At 40.9% G+C, this 21,966-nt stretch carries 13 protein-coding genes; 10 read left to right on the top strand and 3 right to left on the bottom strand.

Translation table 11 applies throughout. From position 1 onward, the window contains the following. Positions 1–41 precede the first annotated feature (41 nt). Complete coding sequence (locus tag B3C94_RS00770) at positions 42–518, bottom strand: hypothetical protein (protein WP_293897489.1); 477 nt, start codon at positions 516–518, stop codon at positions 42–44. A gap of 466 nt (positions 519–984) precedes the next feature. Here B3C94_RS00770 and B3C94_RS00765 point away from each other — a divergent pair, with 466 nt between their 5' ends. The 8 genes from B3C94_RS00765 (at position 985) to B3C94_RS00730 (ending at position 16,388) form a co-directional block, all read left to right on the top strand. Next, on the top strand, positions 985–4,227 hold the full coding sequence (locus tag B3C94_RS00765; protein WP_293897487.1) for a TonB-dependent receptor: 3,243 nt from the start codon (positions 985–987) through the stop codon (positions 4,225–4,227). 263 nt (positions 4,228–4,490) lie between these two features. Beyond that, positions 4,491–5,732 (top strand): M57 family metalloprotease, encoded by a 1,242-nt coding sequence (locus B3C94_RS00760; protein WP_293897485.1) that lies wholly within the window; start codon positions 4,491–4,493, stop codon positions 5,730–5,732. 163 nt (positions 5,733–5,895) lie between these two features. Then, entirely contained in the window at positions 5,896–7,035 is a 1,140-nt protein-coding gene (locus B3C94_RS00755) for a glycoside hydrolase family 88/105 protein (protein ID WP_293897483.1), read from the top strand. 7 nt (positions 7,036–7,042) lie between these two features. After that, on the top strand, positions 7,043–9,178 hold the full coding sequence (locus B3C94_RS00750) for a TIM-barrel domain-containing protein (protein ID WP_293897481.1): 2,136 nt from the start codon (positions 7,043–7,045) through the stop codon (positions 9,176–9,178). A 206-nt stretch (positions 9,179–9,384) separates the two neighbouring features. Further along, a complete protein-coding gene (locus B3C94_RS00745) occupies positions 9,385–12,483 on the top strand; it encodes a SusC/RagA family TonB-linked outer membrane protein (protein ID WP_293897479.1) in 3,099 nt (1,032 codons plus the stop codon). Positions 12,484–12,540: 57 nt separating this feature from the next. Beyond that, the gene (locus tag B3C94_RS00740) at positions 12,541–14,103 is read left to right on the top strand and encodes a RagB/SusD family nutrient uptake outer membrane protein (RefSeq protein ID WP_293897477.1); all 1,563 of its coding nucleotides are present in this window, start codon (positions 12,541–12,543) and stop codon (positions 14,101–14,103) included. 24 nt (positions 14,104–14,127) lie between these two features. After that, positions 14,128–14,895: a hypothetical protein gene (locus tag B3C94_RS00735; RefSeq protein WP_293897475.1), complete on the top strand. Its 768-nt coding sequence runs from the start codon at positions 14,128–14,130 to the stop codon at positions 14,893–14,895. A gap of 29 nt (positions 14,896–14,924) precedes the next feature. After that, complete coding sequence (locus B3C94_RS00730) at positions 14,925–16,388, top strand: polysaccharide lyase 6 family protein (RefSeq protein WP_293897473.1); 1,464 nt, start codon at positions 14,925–14,927, stop codon at positions 16,386–16,388. Between the two features lie 377 nt (positions 16,389–16,765). Here the strand turns inward: B3C94_RS00730 and B3C94_RS00725 are convergent, their stop codons facing one another. Further along, positions 16,766–17,266: a helix-turn-helix domain-containing protein gene (locus B3C94_RS00725; RefSeq protein WP_293897471.1), complete on the bottom strand. Its 501-nt coding sequence runs from the start codon at positions 17,264–17,266 to the stop codon at positions 16,766–16,768. Positions 17,267–18,987: 1,721 nt separating this feature from the next. Between B3C94_RS00725 and B3C94_RS00720 the strand changes: the two genes are divergently transcribed. Both B3C94_RS00720 and B3C94_RS00715 read left to right on the top strand, forming a co-directional pair. Beyond that, positions 18,988–19,800 carry a hypothetical protein gene (locus B3C94_RS00720; RefSeq protein ID WP_293897469.1) on the top strand — a complete coding sequence of 271 codons (813 nt, stop codon included), beginning with the start codon at positions 18,988–18,990 and terminating at the stop codon, positions 19,798–19,800. 16 nt (positions 19,801–19,816) lie between these two features. Beyond that, positions 19,817–20,911: a hypothetical protein gene (locus B3C94_RS00715; RefSeq protein WP_293897467.1), complete on the top strand. Its 1,095-nt coding sequence runs from the start codon at positions 19,817–19,819 to the stop codon at positions 20,909–20,911. A 1-nt stretch (position 20,912) separates the two neighbouring features. On the opposite strand, the gene B3C94_RS00710 is transcribed toward B3C94_RS00715, so the two are convergent. Further along, positions 20,913–21,878, bottom strand: coding sequence for a DKNYY domain-containing protein (locus B3C94_RS00710; RefSeq protein WP_293897465.1), 966 nt, complete (start codon positions 21,876–21,878; stop codon positions 20,913–20,915). Between the last annotated feature and the right edge of the window lie 88 nt (positions 21,879–21,966).

Genomic DNA, 21,966 nt, shown 5'->3' with positions numbered 1-21,966 from the left:
GGCAGACGACTCTTTTTCTTTGCGCCTTATTTATGGCTGTATTATACGCCAGCTATGGCGTCACTGATACCAAGTATAACTCCAAATATCAAGCCCATACAGTTAAATGCAATGGTGATAATAACCATGATACCAATAAATTTATAGTGTTTTTTGAGCGCATCTAAGCACAGTTCCAATTGAATACTGTCGCGGTTCTCGATTGCTTTTTTCGCTTTTGATCCAAAATTATAGAGGAAATAAATTGGGAGGCAGAAGAAAGCAAGAAACAGCAGATAGAGTACGCCAAATGTGGAGAGAGCCCCTGCCGTTACATATTCGTCGGCACCGAGTGACAGTGCACTGGCTCCGAAGATTAAGCTGACCATGGTTATGGCGGAGATTCCGATGAATATAAAACAGACAATGGCCAAAAAATTGGCCCACTTGGCTGCTGAAGCCAAGAATGAAAGCCCTGCAGGAGATAGTTTAATGTCTGCGGGTTCTTGAAAAGAAGAATTTTGAATACCGTCTTCCATGAAGCATAAATTATTAGGTGTGCGAATTTCTGAAAAGTTCTCGGCTTTTGAAACAAGTTTTTAAAGAAACCATTAAGCAACAACAATCGTTTAGATTTTTTGATAAGATTAGGCTTACGGTAGCTCAAATGCTACAAAAAACTGAGTTGTTTAATAAAATTCTCGATTGACAGGAAATTAGCTAATTTTTTTTAAAAACTTAAATTCCGGTTGGAAGAATGTTGTTACAAAAGAATTTCGCGGATTTGATGTGGAAAATTATTTTTGCTCAGTCAATGCGGAGTGTAATGCTGGTTTAAAACATGTTACAACGTTTTTTTTGCTGATAAATTATACGTTAATGTAGTAAATTTCTTCTGTATTTCATGAAGTATGTGTGGTTTAGTGTGTTAAGTTTATATTAAGTCCTTTGTAATATGAAATCTCTTAGTAATTTTGCTTAACATTTTTTAACAAATCACATTATATGAAAAGATCTTTACTCTTTTTCGCTCTCGTTATGGCTAGTTATGGTGCTGTACAAGCTCAGGTTACGACAAGTAGCGTTACAGGTATTGTAAAAGAAGCAAACGGCAGTCTAACTTCGGGTGCTACGATTAAGGCTACACACGTGCCGTCAGGAACCGTCTATACAGGTTCGGCAAATGCTGCTGGTCGGTTCAACTTAGCCAATATGCGTGTAGGTGGGCCTTACAAAATTGAAGTAACCTATGTTGGACAAGACCCTATTATCTATAATGATGTCTACTTGCAATTGGGACAGCCATTTGTATTAAATCCTGTATTTGCGGATAAAAATACAACTTTGGAAGAAGTTACGGTTACGGCTCGCAGAGGTGCAACCAAAACTGGTGTTTCAACTATTGTAGGTAGAAAGAAAATTGAGGAAATGCCTGCTATTTCCAGAAGTATCACAGATTTAACGAAATTAAATCCCCAGGCGAACTCACAAGGAGATGGTTTCTCATTTGCTGGAAGAAATAGTTTATTTAACTCATTAACTTTGGATGGTGCTCAAATGAACAATGCATTTGGATTATCATCTCTTCCTGGAGGTCAAACTGGTGCTCAACCGTTTTCATTGGATGCAATTGAAGCAATTCAGATCAACCTTTCTCCTTATGATGTAAAACAAGGTGGTTTTACTGGAGCTGGAGTTAATGCAATTACCAAAAGCGGTACAAACACTGTAACAGGATCTGCTTATTGGTATTTTAAAAATCAAGATCTTCAAGGCTATAAAGTTGACGGTGAAAAATTACCAAAAACAGAATCATATAAAAATAATCAGCTTGGATTTAGCGTTGGTGGTCCAATCATTAAGAATAAATTATTCTTTTTCTTAAATGGCGAGACAACTAAGCGCACAACTCCTGGTTCTAATATTCTTGCTAACCGTGGTACTGGTGCTGCAAATGAGTCAATTGTTAAAGCCTCTGATTTAGATTTAGTGAAGAAAACCCTGATCGATAACTTTGGCTACGATCCGGGCGTTTACGAAGGATTTAACAATGATCAAAAAGCGAATAATATTACAGCTAAAATCGACTGGAATATTAACGAGAAACATAAGTTTACTCTTCGTTATAATCACCTAGATTCTTATAGAGATATTAATCCAAGTGGATCCAATAGTAATAGAGGGCGTGGACCAAGTACCACCTCGATGATTTTCTCCAATCTACGCTATCGTCAAAACAACAATATCAATTCCATTACTGCGGAGTTAAACTCCACTTTCAATAGTAAGTACGCAAATCAGATTCAAGTTGTTTATTCGGCATTTAGAGATTTTAGAGATCCTCTAGGAACTGCTTTTCCGACTGTTGATATTGAAAACGGAAGTGGGTCAAACTACATTTCATTTGGACAGGAGCCATTTTCTGGATTAAACAAATTGAATCAAAATTTATTCAGTGTCACTGATAACTTCAATATTTTTGCCGGCGCACATACATTCACCTTTGGTGGGTCATTGAACTATCAAAAATTTAGTAATTCTTTTGCTCAGTTTGTAAGTGGTCAGTTCCGTTATAAAAATATGGACGATTTTATAGCTGCTGCCAAAGGTGACAAAACCATTCAACCTTCGCAATATCAATTAACTTATTCTGTCGTTGCGGGGAATGAAAGGCCTTCAGCTGATTTCAGTATGATGCCAATAGCACTTTATGCACAAGATGAGTGGTTTGTAAAACCAAACTTCAAATTGAGTTACGGAGTGAGAGCTGATATTCCTGTATACACAACGGATATCGTCACTAATGAAAAAGTGCTTGATATGACTTTCGCGAATGGTGAAAAATTGGATGTATCCCGTTTACCAAAAGCTAGAGTATTGGTTTCACCAAGGGTAGGATTTGATTGGGATATCAGACAAGATAGATCATTTATCTTACGTGGTGGAACAGGGATTTTCACAGGAGGGGTACCGGGTGTATGGTTAACTAACCAAGCCGGTCAAACTGGTATGACGTATGGAAACATTCTAGAAAATATTAAAGATGGACCAGTAAATAGACCATTTAATCCAGATCCTAATGCATACTTGCCTACTGATCGTAAGAATCCGGCAACTTATGAAATCGACGTGACTTCGAGAGATTTCAAAATGCCTCAAATTTGGAGATCTAATCTCGCTGTTGAATATAGCTTACCATGGGATATGAAAGCTACCTTGGAGGGGATTTATACGAAATCGATTAATGAGGTTTACCATAGAGATGCAAACTTGTCAGATCCAAAAGGAACCTTTTCGGGGACAGGAGACACAAGAGCGTATTGGTTAGCCTCTGGTAATGCAAGACAGATCAATTCATCCATTACACGTGCCATTGTTTTAGATAATACTTCTAAAGGAAATGCATATAGTCTTACTGCGCAGTTGGAAAAACGTTTTGGAAAATATGGTGATGCGATGGTAGCTTATACCTATAGCAGCGCTAAAGATATTACTTCAAATCCTGGTTCTCAAGCAAACTCTGCTTACACCGGTAACGCTATTGTAAGCAATCCAAATTCACCAGTTTTAGCTTATTCAAGCTTTATGGTTAGAAATAGAATAATTGCAGCAGTAAATATCAATTTCAACATCACGCCACAATTACCTACAAGAATAGGTTTAGTGTATGAAGGTAGACCATATGGAGATAACTTCGGTGCGACACGATTCAACTATACAGTTAGTGGAGATATCCTAAATGGAAGTGGACGTTTTTCAAATGTTTTAATGTATGTACCTAAAGATCGTGCAGATATCGCTTTAGTTGATATTGTGGATTCTAAGGATAAAACGAAAGTTCTTGAAACTGCAGATGCACAATGGGCAAGACTTGATGCATATATTAACCAAGATAAATATTTAAGCACAAGAAGAGGCCAATATGCAGAAAGAAATGGTGCTGAATATCCATGGATGAACCGTTTTGATATTCGGATTATGCAAGAATTGTCTAAAGTATTAAAAACGAAAGACAATCACAGGTTGCAAGTTTCATTTGATATTATAAATGTAGGTAACTTATTGAGCAGCAAATGGGGTGTTACTAAAACACCTAATATTACCAACTTTATGCAATATCAGGGTGTGGCTAACAATAAACCTACTTATACTGTTAGCCAAAATCTTAAAGAGCAGACTTTTAGAAATAATACAGGCATTGATTCCAGATACCAAATGCAGTTAGGTATTCGCTATATCTTCAATTAATGATAGGCTAACTACATTAAAAACTTGAAAAGCCGATCGATTTGATCGGCTTTTTTATTTAATAATAGTCAGTATTTTAGAGAGTATCGCAATCCATTTTACTTGAATAAAAAATTCGATAGACCATTCAGTTATACCTAAGCCGAGTTTGTTTTGTTAATTTTTTTCATAAATAGAAAAGTGTTTTTGATTAATTAACGATTTGTTTATTGATATTTTTCTTGGTTTTATTATCTTGGTGTATAATTAATTGACTATATTTTATGAAAAGAATTTTATGCATTCCATTCGTATGGATCTTTCTACTATTACATTCATGTAATAAGGCTGATGTTACTTCGATTGAAATATCACAAAATGATGTTTATATTGAAAAACTTAAAGCACTGGGTTTCGATTTATCGCAGGGTTTTTATGAGGAGGATGGTGGTTTTATAGTTGAAAATGATATTTTTCTCTCTAAAGAGGATATCGATTTTCATTCAAATAGAAAATTACTTGAAGTCGTGAAGTTACATGATTTGAGTACTTATGCTTCATTGAATTCTGCAAAAGCAGGTGGAGGTAAAAAATCACAATATCGTTCTACAATTATTGTTAGTTTCATTGATCACAATTCTTATACAAAAACAATTTCTCTCTATTTAGATCCCTCATTAAATAGCGTTCTTGGAAGTGGGTTAGACCAGGCTATCACTCGTTATAATAATCTAGACATTGCGCTAAAATTTATTCGGGTTCAAAATGCAAATGTTGCCTCAATAAGAATTACTCCGGCAGATAATAGCACACCGAAAAAGTACCTTATGAAAGCTGGATTTCCACAATCATCAGGAGCTCCGTATAATAGTATTTTGGTCAATACCAACTACTATAATAATAATACAATAAGGTATGATATTGCTTCAACATTAGCACATGAAATTGGTCATTGTATAGGCTTAAGACATACCGATTATATGAATCGTGTGTTTAGTTGTGGCGCTGAAACTGATGTAAATCCAAATGAAGGGGCTGGAACTGATGGAGCTGTACATATACCAGGAACTCCTACGATTCCCGAGTATAATTCCTTTATGTTAGCTTGTGTTAATGGCGTAGATAGGCCGTTTACTCAAAATGATATTTTGGCTCTCAAAACACTTTACCCGTTAAAAGCCCCGTCCTTTTATGTTGCTTTGAGCACAATTATTCTAGACGATAGATCATCTTATAGTTCTTGTTGTGATTATAATGATTATGATGTTAAATATGAAGCAAAATTCTATAAAGACCAGACTGGTACAACTCCATATTACCCTACTTCTCCATTTGTTCTTCGTGGAGCACTTTTTCACAATAATTCGCTTGTTCAGCAATTAAATATAACCATTCCCACAGGGGTTCAATCCTATGATTTGGGAACATATACTAATTCATCTGTATTAGAATGGGGAACTACTGTATCTCAGGACGAACATCAAGTAATAGTTTATCCAAGCTATGACCTTTATTTAATGAGATAGTATATATCAAGATAGTATAGGAGATAACAGAAAAGGTCAAGATTATATCTTGACCTTTTCTGTTATAATTACCAATTTCTCCACCTAAAAGAACAAAATCTACCCCCTCAAAACAGGTCGTCCCTCAGATATTTGGTTTATAACTAAATTGTAAACCCGTCTGATGATGAAGAAGTTCTGTATGTCCATACTCGTGGGTATTGGTGTCTGCATGTCTCTTTGTACTTTCGCACAAAGCATGGACTTGGTTAATTGGCCAGCGCAGGCTGACCCCCAATTAATAGGTGATTTGGTGGCGCAACGCTTCGTAGCAAGTCCCCATAACAGTTTCAAACCTCCAGCTCCCCCAAAATCAATTACTTATCCCGAAGTCTGTACCTGGTATGGGGCATTGAAGTATACCGAAGTGAGCGACAACAAAAAATTACTGGAGCAATTGACGCATCGGTTTATGCCACTTTTTGATACCGAAAAACACTTGGTCCCGCGACCTTGGCATGTAGATTTTTGTGTCTTTGGAACAGTGCCGCTGGAACTCTATCAGCAAACAAAAAACAAAGAGTTTTATACGATGGGAATGCGTTTTGCTAACGCACAATGGACGATTCCGATTGACTCTCCCCAAGTTGTAAAAGACAGCTACCAGAAATTTCTCGATAAAGGACTTACCTGGCAGACCCGCTACTGGATTGACGATATGTATATGATTACCATGATTCAGTCCAAAGCTTTTCAGGTGACGGGTAATCCGCAGTATATCGACCGGGCAGCACATGAGATGGCCGTCTACCTCGATACCATTCAAAAAGAAAATGGTCTTTTTTATCATGCCCCTGATGCACCCTTCTTCTGGGGGCGGGGCAATGGCTGGATGGCAGCAGGCATGAGCGAATTGCTCTCTTCATTGCAGCACAATAACCCCAATCTGCCCAAAATATTGGCTGCTTACCAAAAAATGATCACAAGCCTAAAGAAGTATCAGCGGCCAGATGGCCTATGGGGTCAATTGATTGATGAACCTGAATCTTGGGTGGAAACTTCGGGTTCTGCTATGTTTACCTATGCGATTATCATGGGCATCAAAAATGGTTGGCTCGATGCTAAGGAATATACCCCGATCGCACGCAAGGCATGGATTGCTTTGACGGGCTACATCAATAAAGATGGCGATATCAGCAACGTCTGTGAAGGTACCAACCGAAAAAATGATTACCAGTACTACCTCGATCGGCAACAGAAAACAGGGGATATGCACGGTCAGGCTCCTGTACTCTGGTGTGTGTATGCTTTGTTAAAGAAATAAGCCAATTATGAGAAGATTATGGACAATTTTGCTGGTATTGCTCACCTTAAAAGTGCCTGCACAAAGCCTACGCTTTCAGGAACAATACCCTGGTGTATGGAAAGCAGTATTTGGCAAGCCCGATACATATACTTTGCTCGGCGCAGCCGGAGCAAAGCCCCAGGCGGCAACGCTCGAACGACTGCAGTCTGTTGATTTTCCCTTACCCAAGATGGAGGTGCATGCCGAACTGATTGATGGTAAAACTTACCTGCGATTCCCATTGCAAAAGAATGAACAGATCTACGGACTGGGGCTCAATTTTCAGACGGTACATCAACGGGGCAAGATTCTTAACCTGCATGTCGACCATTATGGCGGCAAAGATAATGGGCGCACTCATGCACCGGTTCCATTCTATGTTTCTTCCAGAAGTTATGGTGTATTGATCAATTCAGCGCAATATTTAACCTATTATGTTGGTACAGGGGTACGTAAAGATGCCAAGGTTCCAGCAGAAGTAAAAGATCGTAATACCGATAAAAGCTGGAATTCTCGTCCTTACTCGGATGCTGTGGAGGTATATGTACCCACAGCAGGTGCCGAAATTTATGTGTTCGCAGGTATCAACCCGCTTGATGCCATCAAACGCTATAATCTCTTTTGCGGCGGTGGCACATTGCCGCCAAAATGGGGACTTGGTTTTACACAGCGTGTGCAAAAGCTTTATACAGCAGATGAAGTCATCAAAGAGGCTGCCGAATTTGAAGAACATGGTTTTCCGCTCGATTTTATCGGACTTGAACCGGGCTGGCAGTCCAAAGCTTATCCCTGTTCATTCGAATGGGATGCTGGACGTTTTCCAGATCCGGCAGCTTTGGTCAAAACATTGGCCGATAAAGGTGTCCGTCTAAACCTCTGGACAAACCCCTATGTTTCGCCCGATGCTCCCATCAGCAAGTCAATTGAACCTTTTACAGGATCTCATACCGTGTGGAACGGAACCGTTCCGGATCTGTATCACCCAGATGCAAAACGTATTGTTGCAGAACAATTGAAACGTTCGCAGATCAATATTGGAATCAGTGGCTATAAGATTGACGAGGTCGATGGTTACGACTACTACCTATGGCCAGATATGGCCAAATTTCCTTCAGGAATCAGTGGCGTACAGATGCGACAGACTTATGGCGTGCTTGCCCAAAGATTGACCGACAGTCTATACCGTCAGCAGAATAAGCGAACTTTTGGACTTGTACGGGCATCCAATGCCGGAGCCAACAATATGCCTTATGTTATTTACAACGACTATTACAGCCATCAGGATTTTATTACAGCATTGGTCAATAGTGGTTTTTGCGGTGTGCTATGGACGCCGGAGGTTAGGGGTTCCAAAACTGGAGAGGAGTGGCTGCGCCGTTTTCAAACGGTCGTGTTTTCACCGATGGCAATGATTAACGCTTGGTCCAGTGGGACCAAACCCTGGTCTTTTCCCGAAGTGGCCGACAAAGTGAAATACTATGCGCAATTGCGGATGGAATTGGTGCCTTATCTGTATAGTGAATTTGCAAAATACCATTTTGAAGGAACACCGCCTTTCCGGGCCATGGCACTCGAAGATGGGTTCCAGGGGCATACAAATTCGACTTTGGGCAATCAGGATCTCGAAACGAATCCTTATCTGGAAGCGGTAAATAAGGAAGTGAAAGATCAATACATGTGTGGCGAGTATCTTTTGGTTGCTCCATTATTTACGGATGAGTCCTCCCGGAAAGTGCTTTTGCCTAAGGGCAACTGGTACGATTTCTATTCAGGACGTTATGTCGGTAACGGGGAGGAAATCGTTGCTAAACCCGAAGATGATCGGATGCCTGTATATGTTAAAGATGGCGGGATCATCCCGATGACAGCAGCAAGGCTCCATGTTCCGGCAAGCGGCGAAAAAGTAGATCTGATCATTCGACATTATGGTGAAAAGGATGGGGTATATAACCTGTATGATGATGATGGTGTGAGTTTCGACTATGAGAAAGGTGCTTATTCCTGGCGTCGCATACAAATTAAAAGAAGTGCCGGTGGAAAATTGGTGGGGGAGATCTCAGCGGCAAGTAAAAATAAGCCTGATAATTTCGGTACAGTAAGATTTGAGTGGATGGGCCAATGATGCTGTTTTGATTCATATGAGATGTTTTATGGGTCTAAAAACCATTTTTTACCGCTAAAAAGACCAAAAAATACACGGTCTAACCTTGAGGATTGACTGATATTTGAGGTATAACTGATTACAAAAAATAACCAATTTATTAAATGCATGGCTTAGCCATCAATAATCTACTTAGGGTAGGCTATTGCCATAAAAACTGATTTATTATGATAAAAAGTATCACAAAAATGGGGTGCTTTGTACTCTTCCTGTTTCTTGCTATGGGGAGTATAGGCTTACCGGTCTTCGCCCAGCAAAACATTCGGCTTTCAGGAAAGGTGACCAACAAAAAAGGAGAGGTCCTGCAAGGAGTCAATGTGCGCGTTAAAGGGAAAAGTCAGGGAACAAGTACTGATGCTGCGGGGAAGTATCAGCTGGATGTTCCGCCTTCCAGTACGGTTGTCTTTAGCCAAGTGGGCATGAAAGAGCTGGAGCGAGCCGTCGGTAACCAGCGGCAACTGGATGTCACATTGGAAGATAGCGACAATGCGCTGGATGAGATTGTGGTCACGGGCTATGGCGGTGTCGCAAAGAAACGTGACCTCACAGGTGCCATCTCTTCTGTCAACGCAAAGAAAATCGAAGAACGTCAGCCTATTAATCTTTTCGATGCCTTACAGGGGCAGGCGGCAGGGGTTCTTATTGTCAATGACGGTGGTGGTGCACCCGGGGCGACAGGTTCCATCCAGGTACGGGGCACGTCGACTTTGAATGGTGGAAATGGTCCTTTATATCTGGTCGATGGGGTAATTAACCCAGACGGTGCCACCATTAACCCAACAGATATCGAGAATATCGAGGTGCTAAAAGATGCCGCTTCTGCATCTATTTATGGATCGCGTGCGGCCAATGGAGTTGTCCTGATCACAACCAAGCGCGGTTCCGAAGGGAGACCAATGGTCAATGTCAATTACAATCATCTTTTTGGCCGTCTGGCTCATTATATCCCAGTAAGCAACTCGGCAGAGGTAAGGGCTTTTAGGTATATTCAGGGACTCAACACCAATACGGATTCCATCAACCCAAGTTTCAATTCCGACAACGATTTGCAGCGACTTTTATTGGGTAATCTGGCACAGAAGAAGGAAATTAAGGTGAGTGTTTCCGGTGGTCAGAAAAATCTCCGCTACTACAGCAGTTTGAATTACCTGGATGATAAATCTATTATCTTGAATAGTTACGCCAAGCGGTTACAGTCACGTATCAATGTGGAATATCAGTTTTCATCCAAATTGAGGTATTCCAACAATATCTCTTTTTCTTGGCAAAAAGGAAATACGATTCCAATCGGCAATACGATCCGCGTCGTCATGGACCGACCTGCGTATTCACTGATTTATTATCCCGACGGTTCTTTAACAAGCTATATTGGTTCGAAACGGAATCCAGTCGCCAACGCTTTGTTTGAGAAGAATATCGATGAGACCTATTCCGGACAATTTAACAATCAACTGGATTATCAGATCAGGGACGACCTGAAATTTACGACTTTGTTTAACGCAAGGCTAGACAACTTGCAGAATACGCAATTTTCGCCGCGTTTTCTTTCGGCAAATAAGGATCAGAATAACGGAACAAATGAGTTTAATAAGACCTTTACCTGGGAGTTTCAATCCTATCTGAATTATAATAAAACTTTTGCGCAGGATCATAACGTCACGGCTTTATTGGGATTCAGTTCGGATCGTAGACGCTATGATCGTTTTCATTCCGAATACATGAATAGCGTAAATGAGGAGGTACTGGTGACTTTTCCAGATTATCTGACACCTTCAAAAACCTATACCACAGCAACGGCCAATGCTTCTGCTTCTGTTTTTAGCCGAATCGGCTATAACTACAAGGGGCGTTACATCGTTCAGGGATCGTACAGAAGGGATGGGTCTTCGCGGTTTGGTGCCACAAATAAATGGGGGAACTTCCTTTCGGCATCTGCTGCCTGGCGTTTCTCGGATGAGAATTTCATGAAATGGGCGAAACCGGCATTGGTAGATGCTAAATTAAGATATAGCATTGGACAGCTTGGAAATGATAAAGTCGGTGATTACGAATCGTACACCAAAGTGGCCTTTGGCGGATCTTATAACGGTGTCGGTGGGGCCGCTTTGACCAGTACTTTTGGTAATAATCGGATCAAATGGGAAACGACCACGCAGAACAATGTGGGACTGGACCTTACTTTCTTAAATGGTCGATTGGGATTTACTGCTGATTACTATGTCAAGACAACCACCGATCTATTATACCCGAGAGAACTGGCCAAAGAAACAGGTTATGCCAAGGTTAATGTCAATTTAGGGACAATTCGCAATCGCGGGATGGAATTTGTCATTAGCGCCAAACCAATCGTGACACGCGATTTCAGCTGGGAGGTGAACGGCAATATCTCCTTTGAGCGCGGTAAGATCGTGAAACTGGCCGATGGAATACCATTTTTCCCAGGCAATAAATGGTATGCGGAAGAAGGTGGCCGTATCGGTAATTTCTACGGCTGGCGCAATCTGGGTGTATATGCCTGGGATGAATCCAATGCCTATAACGACAACTGGGAAAAATTGACATTGGTACTTGACGATCAGGGCAAACCATTGTATCGCGATGGAAAGGCTGTATATACATTTAACGGCAATGATTACCAAGGAACCGTACATCAACTTTATGCACCAGACGGTAAATTAAAAGGTGGTGATGCGGAATGGCTCAACAATAAGAAAGACAGCTTGATCAACGATGAAGACCGCATGATCCTCGGCAATGCGACACCTGATTTCTATTTTGGTTTTATGCAGACTTTTAGATATAAACGATTTACGCTAAATGTACTCTTTAATGGTTCTTTCGGCGGCGAAGTCTATAATGCTTTGCTGCAACGTCAAAATTATCCGTCCAATACAGGGGCGGGTTCACCGGATATGGTCTACAATGTATGGCGCAAACCCGGGGATGTGGCAAAATATCCAAATTATGTGGAGCGAAACAACCGTGGAAATATGAAAACCAATCAGAATAGCCTCTATATCGAAGATGCGACTTTTGTCCGTTTGTCAAGTGCACGACTGGCTTATACGTTTGATCCTCAGTTGATCAATAGGCTGAAAATGAAAGGGCTTACGGCCTTCGTTTATGGAAGCAATCTGTTGACATGGACCAATTATCGGGGCTACGATCCTGAATTCAGCACGAACAATCCGCTGACACCAGGTGAGGACGACGGCCGTTACCCAAGGAGACGGGAGTTTGGATTTGGGGTAAATATTAATTTTTAGCATATATCTATTCGGTTAGATTCCATCTGACGGATGGAATGAAAAAATATTTTTGACATGAAAACAAAGATCTTAGCACTGTTACTGCTGTCAGCCACGCTGGGAAGCTGTAATAAATTTTTGGAAGAAAAACCGCTGGCCGAAGTTGCCCTGGATCAGCATTATAAAAACTTATACGATGTGCAGGCCGCAATCGCTGGAATGTATAGCTCTTTTCAGCTTGAAATGGTTGGCAAGGGTAACTATCAGGATAACAAAGATAATTACCTCGAGAAATACCTGTATTGGGGCGAATATCGTGCGGATAATTTTGACCGTGCAATTAGCTACACCAAAGACTATGTGGACGAGATTGTGTTAAACAGCCTTACGCCGACTAATCAATTTTCAGACTGGAGCGGTCTCTATACCGCGATCGGGCGTATCAATAACAATATCAAATACATTCCAAAGGCAGCGGAATTGGATAGCCGTATCACGCCGGAGATGCTGAAGGATTATCTTGCGCAGTGTCATGCACTTCGGGCCATGTGTTATTTCTATCTCGTCCGTGTATGGGGAGATGCTCCGATATGGCTTGAACCTTATGAGGATGTCCAGCAGCCTGCTGCTAGCCCACGTGAATCGAAAGATAAGATATTGAATGAGGTCATTATACCGGATCTGGAAACCGCCTATTCCCTGGTCGATAAAAATGCGAAAAATTCCCTATGGACAATTGGAGGAGCAGGGATCTGTGCCATCATGTCCGATGTGTATATGTGGAAGAAGGATTATCAAAATGCAACGAAATGGATCACACGCCTGTTTTTGACAAAGTCTCCTACAGGAGTGAGCTATGCCGGAACCAATGAAACCAATTTACAGGATGGCGCAAGCTGGAAAACTATTTTTGTCAATCCAACTTCCAGCAAAGAAACCATCTGGAGCATCCATTGGGATTACCTCAAAAATGGCTGTGCCTGTATGCAGACATCATGGTCTCCCAACAATAAACAGATTGTAGTCGATGAAGGAGTGTGGGCAACCTGGTTTCAGCCACAGAGCACCACCTCGCCAAGCCCTGATATCAGGCCGCAGCAGACTTTAGATGTCTATTTTGGATTGCCAAGCAATAAACGGGACCGATTTATCAAATGGTATCCTACCGATGCCAATCCAACCAAAGCGGATCCATGGCCCGTGACAAATCAGGCTCTTCCGGTTTATCTGACGATGTACAGACTGAGCGATATGTATCTCTTGTACGCCGAAGCGTTGAATGGCTTGGGGGATCGAACCAACGCCTTGAAATACTTAAACTTTGTCCGCAAACGCGCACGCCTACCACAATATGATGCGAGTGATGCATCGATTGCTACAAGCTACCAGTTGGAAACGGCGATTTTGGATGAACGTCGTCTGGAACTTTTTGGTGAGGGGAAAAGGTGGTTTGATCTGGTACGGACGGGCAGGGTGAAGGATGTGATGGACCCGATCTTGAAACGAAGACAGGAAGAGGCCGGCAATTTGGAAAAACCCGGATTCCTGGATCCAACAAATAGAGTGTATTGGCCTATTCACCGGAATGTTTTAAACTCGAATAAAGCATTGGTTCAAAATCCGGGATATACAGATTAATAGCAGAATTTAAATCAGAGAATCATGAAAAGAATGTTTAAGACCCAATGGACATCTAGTGTCTTCATCGCCATAAGTCTATTAATGACAAGTTGTTCGCTTTTCGATTTGGAACTACAAAAGGATTACGATTATCAGCATAAAACCTTAGATCCCAATATCGGGATCAGTGCGCGCAAATTTTTGGAGAACCGTTCGTACGAAACAGCAGAAAATCCAACCGACACGGTTTTCAAATGGATGCGTAAAGGCCTAGAATATGCAGGTATCCCCTTGGAAGAATTTGAGAAAAACGATCGAACCTTTATTTTTTTGCACAATGAGGGAATAAAGACCTGGGATCCGAAAACGAACAAGGTGACTGCAGGCCTCTTTTTTGATTTCCCGATTGTGACCGGAGTGGACGGCACGGGAAAACCGATTACTAGACCGGCGACAAAATGGGAAGATTACAATAAAGATGATGTCCGTAACTATTTTCTTTACCTGATGGTGCAGGGCAATTATAACTTCGATAAGTTGACCATTGAAAATACAAAAGCAAAAACAATGCTTCCAGCCAATACAGTAGCAAGTAAAAGTTCGCTGCTTGGATACCTGAATGAGGGCAAAGGTTTTGATCAGGAAGGGCTGATGGTGTTACGCCTGGTTAATAACAGTGATTTGGCGCCGATTCAAATTAATAACAAGACAACCAATCGATCTGGCGGTTATATTGTCACGAACGGTGTGGTTCATGTCTTTGGAAGCAAGGGGAATAACACTGTCTACCCTTTTGCGGGAGCACTTTAACGGAGAACCTTTTAAAACAAATTTAAAATATGATCAAGAAGAATTCAGTTATTGCTTCATTGCTGCTGCTGCTGGCCGTGGGAAGCAGCTGTGAGAAATCGCCAGGCGAAAAGCTCACGTTAAACAGTATTGCCTGTGTGCAATGTCATACCATTCAGTCGGCGGCAGACCTTCAGGCACTGAGCTTGCAGCCCGGAGACACGGTCATTATGAAGTCCGGTCAATGGACCAATCAGGAACTAACCTTCAGTGCTCAGGGGACTAAACAGCAACCTATTGTACTGATGGCAGAACAGCGTGGAGCTGTTATCATGAAAGGTATCTCATCCGTTAGTATCACTGGCCAATGGCTGGTTGTGGATGGGCTTGTCTTTCAGGAAGGCTATACCTCGGGGAAAAATGTGGTTGATTTCACTTCATCTTCTTCCAATTGCCGCCTGACCAATACGTCGATTGTGGACTATAATCCTCCGGCGGCAACGACAGACTATCGCTGGATTTCCATTAACGGTTCTTACCATCGCATTGACCACTGTTATTTAAAAGGAAAGACCCATCAGGGACCGACCATGGTCGTATGGGGAACCAGTAAGCCAATGAAACATCGGATCGACCATAACTTCTTTGGCGAACGTGCTGCGGTGCCCGACAATGGCGGGGAGACCATACGCGTCGGAACCAGCGACTGGTCCATGACAAATGCACTGACAACTATTGAAGATAATATCTTTCAGCGCTGTAACGGCGAAACGGAAATCATATCCAATAAGATGGGGGCTGATACCATTCGGAATAATTATTTTTATGAAAGTCAGGGAACCCTATGCCTACGGCATGGCAATGGATCTGCCGTTTATGGGAACTATTTTGTCGGTAATGGAAATAGTGCTGCTGGTGGTATTCGTATCATAGGTGAAGATCATTTGGTTTATAACAATTACTTTCAGAATATGGCTGGTACGGGACAAAAAGCTGCGCTGGCGATCATGGATGGTGTGCCAAATTCTCCGTTAAGCGGCTACTTTCAAGTAAAGCGGGTGAAAGTTGTGGCCAATACCATGATCAAGTGTAAGCAGTCATTTGATATCGGTTCGGGAAAAGGAGGAAATAGCCGGACATTGCCGCCGACGGATGGGCATATTGCGAACAATGTGGTATTTCAATCTGCGCAGTCCACCATGCTAACCTTTACGGATCAACCGGTCAATTTTGTTTATCAGGGAAACATTGTATTTGATGTGCCGACAAGCCTGCAACTTCCGGCTGGATTTACGCGCGTGAACCCACAGTATGCGTTAACGACAGACGGTATCTATGAGCCAACAAGCAGCAGCCCAGTGTTAGGAGCTTTTGTGGGGAATTATCCTTTTGCGGCTGCCGCGGATGTTGGAGCTCCTAAACTGGATACGAAACATCGCGATCTGCTGAAAGCCCAGAATATAGGGCCTGTATTTATGACCGGTCTGGGGAGCAGCTTGGTCATTAATCCTTAAATGAATGTAAATAATATTTTATGCGGGGAATAAACAGTTTATTCCCCGCATTTTTTGCGGTAAATAATGCATGTATTTACCGCATATAAACGGAACATACTGCTACCAAGTTATACTAAAAAACAATATTCATTCAGTTTTTAGACAGTAATTAGTCATTGTTTATTCAGTCTACACTGAGCAATCACTGAACAAGCACTGAACAATCACTGAACAAGCACTGTCAAAAGGGCTAATTTGGTCACTACCTGATCCTGATTTGCTGCAGCTAAAAGAGAACCCAAGGCCGATCCTTAATCAGATTGGCCGTTGTTTCATTTAATGAGGGGAAAGGTATATAAAGTTCTTGCACTCACAGATAGTAAGTCTGGCAAATTTTATTTATATTTTTTGACAGGTTTTGGAGAGTGCTTTTTTCGGTATTCTTTATAATTTCCATGTTTTTCGTATTCCAGCGTACCTTCCTCACAATAACTGCTTAGATAAACAGAAAATTTATTGCTCTGTTCTTTGTTTGCATGCAGCTGTTGGATAATATCAGAAACACGACGGGGTATTTCGAAAAAATCAGAATTATAAACGAGGTCATCCAGTTCCTTCGTTAGTTCAATACGGCGCTTTGACTCAGGAGGAATATTGTAGAGCGGCGTTAAATCTATCTGTTTTTTGAATATGGTATGCGGTTGAATTTTTAAAGCACGGCAGATCAAGATAAAGTTGTTCAGTGAGGCACCTTTTCCTCTTTCAATAGCCGCTACTGTGTTGGTGGTTAAGCCCGTCATATTGGCTACATCTTTCAATGTGTAATAAATTTTTTCACGTTGAATGCGCAATTGTTCCCCAATTTCCTCCAGTATATTCTCATTGGTATATCCCATATACAAATGGAAAACTTATTTGCGCATTTTTAAAATAATAATATTTGTATTTTATTTGCGCAAATAAATATTTGTTTTTATATTTGTTTCAACGAAAGCCGATAACTAAATATGAACTACAACAGCAGGATCGGAGAGGAGGGGCAAACTGCTTTGTGCGACTAAAATCTAAAGAATGAGAAAATTAAGAATAAAAAATATCGCCAAGTCACCAGAATAAAAAATGATTTCGATATAATGGACTTGTATCTTGTATCCTATGTTGATAACCCCTATTATTGACTTGTAACTGCCATTCAAAGCATAGGATGAATAAAAAATAAAATTATTTGAATCGTTGAAAATAGACTTCTTGTTGAGTTTATTTAAAAGCTGTTTTTGCGCAAAAATAAAGTAATTATTTTGCGTGAGGGATGTTCTTTGACTTATTGGTATTGAAAAAGGAGAATATAAAAATATAGGCTGATAGGCAGTTTTGCCGACCGGTTTGATTAGGATAGGAGGCATCTTGTGATGCCGTAGGGTGAGCGCAATGGCGACTCACTGAATACCTTTTTTGTAAAAAATATTGGTTTACATTCTACTATATGCTCTTGATTATTATTCGGATACTAGGAGGTAGGATGTTAATGATATTGAAATGAAGGGTATACACAACCGTTCTGTCATTTAAGAAGGATACGCTTGTGATGTTGATGATCTCAAATTGTGGGGTATACACAACAGTAACATCAGGCTCCCAATAAAAAGCTGAGATGTTAATGATCTCAAATTGTGGGGTATACACAACCAAAAATTGACTTGCCTCTCAAGTTTATCTCAATGTTAAAGACCTCAGAAAGTAGGGTGGTAGCAACTCGTTTTACATAACCAAATGGGTAGGTAATACGGGATATGCGACGGGCTGATGAACTACAACTGAATTCCCTTGCGTAGTATGCGAAAAGTAAGAAAATTTACAAAATTATATTGAGGCATCTTGTTATGCCGTAGGGTGAGCCTAAAAGAGACTCACTAAATACCCTTTTTAAGAAAATGTTGAGTTATATCCTACGCTATGTTCTTGATTATTATTGCGATACTAGGAGGTGAGATGTTAATGATCTTAAAAAGCAGGGTATACACAACTCACCGACCTATACATACCAAGGATTGCTTGATGCTGATGCTCTCAAAATGCAGGGTATACACAACAAAGAAAAGATGTCCCATTAAGAACATAGTGATGTTAACGATCTCAAAATGTAGGGTATACACAACAACTAGGTTTTCCCGATCGATGTTAATAATCTCAAAATGTAGGGTATACACAACTGCTCTATTCAAGCGTTCAAAACTTAAGATGTTGATGATCTCAAAAAAATTAGGCTATATGCAACTATTGCAGAATAATACCTATTCTTTAAGCAGATGTTTAGTGATCTAAATTAAAGGGTATACACAACTGGGCGTTTTCATGCATCGCTGTATTAGCTGTTGTTGACCACATAACATAGGGGGTATACATAATAACGAGTTATGAAGAAATAATCGGATAGAGTGCTATAGCATAGCCACCATAGCTATTTTAGCCTTTATAACTTTAATATCCAATTCAATACCAATAAGTTTTTATAACCAAATAACAATTTGCACCCACCCAGCTTCGGTTTCCGACAGATCTTTCCGATTTGCCGAAGCTGTGGTAAGTGATTTTCGTGTGCTAACCATAAAAACGAATTATGAAACTACTTTTACTAAACAAGGACATTAAAACGGCCATTGAACACCTGCACAAGGGGCACGAAAAAGGACTTAAATTTTTCTACCAGAAATTTTATGAACATTTCTTTTTTCGTGCGCACCGGGCCACCGATGATGAATGTGCCGGAGAAAGCATTGCACAGGAAGCATTCCTAAGGCTTTGGCTGTTCCGCGAAAATGTGAATTCCGAAACTGAAGTCTTCGACTTCCTGAAAATTCAGGTGAAGTCTGCCATTCAGGCTTTTTATCAAAAATCTCGTAATAGATTCCATCGAAGCTTACTCCGCCTCGACAGCATCGAGGACTATCAGGAATTTATGCTGGGCTATGAACTGGAAGAGGAGAGTGAAGAAGATGTGCTCTATATCGAGCAACTGGAATTGGAAAAGAAAAAGAAAATGGATCAGCTCAATGCCATTCTGCCTAACCTCAACAACGATCAACAGCTCTTTATTCGCCTGTGCCTCAAATATAGTTTTAACTATGAACGTATCGCTTACTATATGGGGAATATCTCTGATTATGAGGTTAGCCTGCAAATAGAGAAAACAATCGAATACCTGCGTTCCATCATTCATAGTGAAGAGAAAATGCAGCTGATGGCCAAACCTGTTGAATTTAAATTAAATGGTGAAATGACCGAAGAAGAAGCGGAAGTCTTCCGCATGCGCTATGAGTTGCAGTATTCCTTTGACAAGATTTCTGAAGCTTTACAATTGGATGGGGGACAGGTGCGCACTTTATTTATTAATGCACATGCAAAAATTAAATCTGCTAAGAAAACAGCATAACTAAACATAAAAAGATATGGCAGCTGATACAATGGTATTGACCCGCAAAATACAGGTTTTTGTGGATTGTGACGATAAAGAAAAACGATCGGAATATTTTAAACAACTCTTCGAATGGCAGGATCTTGTTTTCCGCGGTGCCAATATGGTCATCACCCATCAATATGTACAGGAAAATCTGAAAGATCTGATTTATCTACAAGAAGATGTGAAAATCAAACTGGCCGATCAGGCAAAAGACCCGGAAGGTGTATTGAATACTTCACGGATGAATACAACTTATCGCCTGCTGTCCAGCTATTTTAAGGGACGAATTCCCACAGATATTCTATCCCAGATAAACACGGCTTTAATCAAATATTTTCAGGCAGATCGTCTCTCATACTGGAAGGGTGAAAAATCACTCCGCAATTATAAAAAGGATATGCCTATTCCCTTTTCCGGTAAACAAATTAATTTGAGTAAAGATGAGAATAATAGAGATTTTAAATTCACACTATTCAAAATACCTTTTCGAACATACCTCGGTAAAGACCGATCAGATAAAAGGGTGCTGCTCCAACGTGCACTTGTTGGGCAGATCAAAATCTGTAGCAGCTCACTCAAAATTGTTAAAGGTAAAATCTTTCTGCTGTTGGCTCTTGAACTTCCCAAAAAGATCCAAGAATTGAAAGATAACATTATCGCCGAAGCTTCGCTTTCTATTGAACACCCCATAGCAGTATCCATCGGTAAGGAGTCCTTTCAGATCGGCAATAAGGAAGAATTTACTTACCGCCGTATGGCCATCCAAGCAGCACGGCATCGGTTGCAAAAAGCAGCAGCATTTGACAAAGGAGGCCGTGGCCGTAAGCGCAAAATGAAAAGCTTGGAACACTACAATGAAAAGGAGAAAAATTATGTAGATACCAAGCTTCACCTCTATAGCCGCAGGTTAATAGAGCTTTGTGTGAAAGCACAAGCGGGTACACTCTTACTGGTCAACCAATCCAATAAGGAAGAAATTGCCAAAGGTGATGAATTCCTGTTACGAAACTGGAGTTACTATGGTCTTATCGAAAAAATTAAATATAAAGCGAAGATGGTCGGCATTAACATTATTATCGAATAATTTACTGCAATTTTTCTCCTCGATAAAACTTAGAATAGGCATCCCGTGCATAGCCATTGTCTAAATACTCAAAAGTGATAGCACCTGCTCCCTTTAGCTCCTGGCCGCGATAGAAAACTGTCCAGGAGTCTTTTGCATACCCGCCCCCAAGTGCCTTAAATGTTGATGCCGAAGCACCCTTAACTTTTACACCTTGATAGTAGACTGCCCAGGGATCTGCCGCATAGCCATTTCCGATTAATTTAAACGCGTTGGGGCTGCCGCCCTCAACTTTCACCCCGCGATAAAAAAGATTCCAGGCATCTTTGGCGTAGCCATCATCCAGGTATTCAAAGGTTGAAGCAGAAGCCTCTTCCACTTTCTGATTTTTATAAAAAACAGACCAATTGTCCTTGGCGTATTGACCGCCAAGGGGCTGGGTGGTAGGACCAGCAAATCTATCATTCTTTTCGCCTCTATAATAGCTCGACCAATTATCTTTTGCATAACCCCGGCCAAGATTTTCAAAGCTTGAAGCATTGGCTCCATTAATTTCCTTGCCTAAATAGTAGGCTTTCCAGAGGTCTTTGCTGTAACCATTTCCCAGTATCTTGAAGGAAGAAGCTGTTGCATTTGACAGTGGCTTGCCATAAAAATAAACTTTCCAGGCATCGCTAGCATAACCGTCTCCCAGGAATTGGAAAGTGGATGGACTTGCATCAGCTATTATTGCTCCTCGAAAATAAACCTTCCAGGTATCTTTTGCATAGCCTTCACCTAAAAACTGAAAACTTGCAGCATTTGCGTTAGAAATCTCTTTACCACGATAGTAAATGCGACCACCAACTTTGGCATAGCCATCTCCCAACTGGTTTTGATGGATATAGGAACTGCTATTTTCGTATTTGCTATTATTAGCATAGGCATCGCTGGCAGGGCCAAGCAGAAGAAGGGCGAGTATAGTTTTGAAAGAAACAGCTAGTATCATATCGCATTTGGACTAAAGTGAAATGTAGGCATTCTTACTTGTGAACGCTGTTAATGAGACCGCAATATAAGGGTAAAAGTTTAGTTGC

It is taken from the genome of Sphingobacterium sp. UBA5670 (assembly GCF_002420705.1).
Classification (GTDB): domain Bacteria; phylum Bacteroidota; class Bacteroidia; order Sphingobacteriales; family Sphingobacteriaceae; genus Sphingobacterium.
Note: the sequence above shows the minus strand (reverse complement) of the source record. Positions and strands in the feature narration are given on the sequence as shown.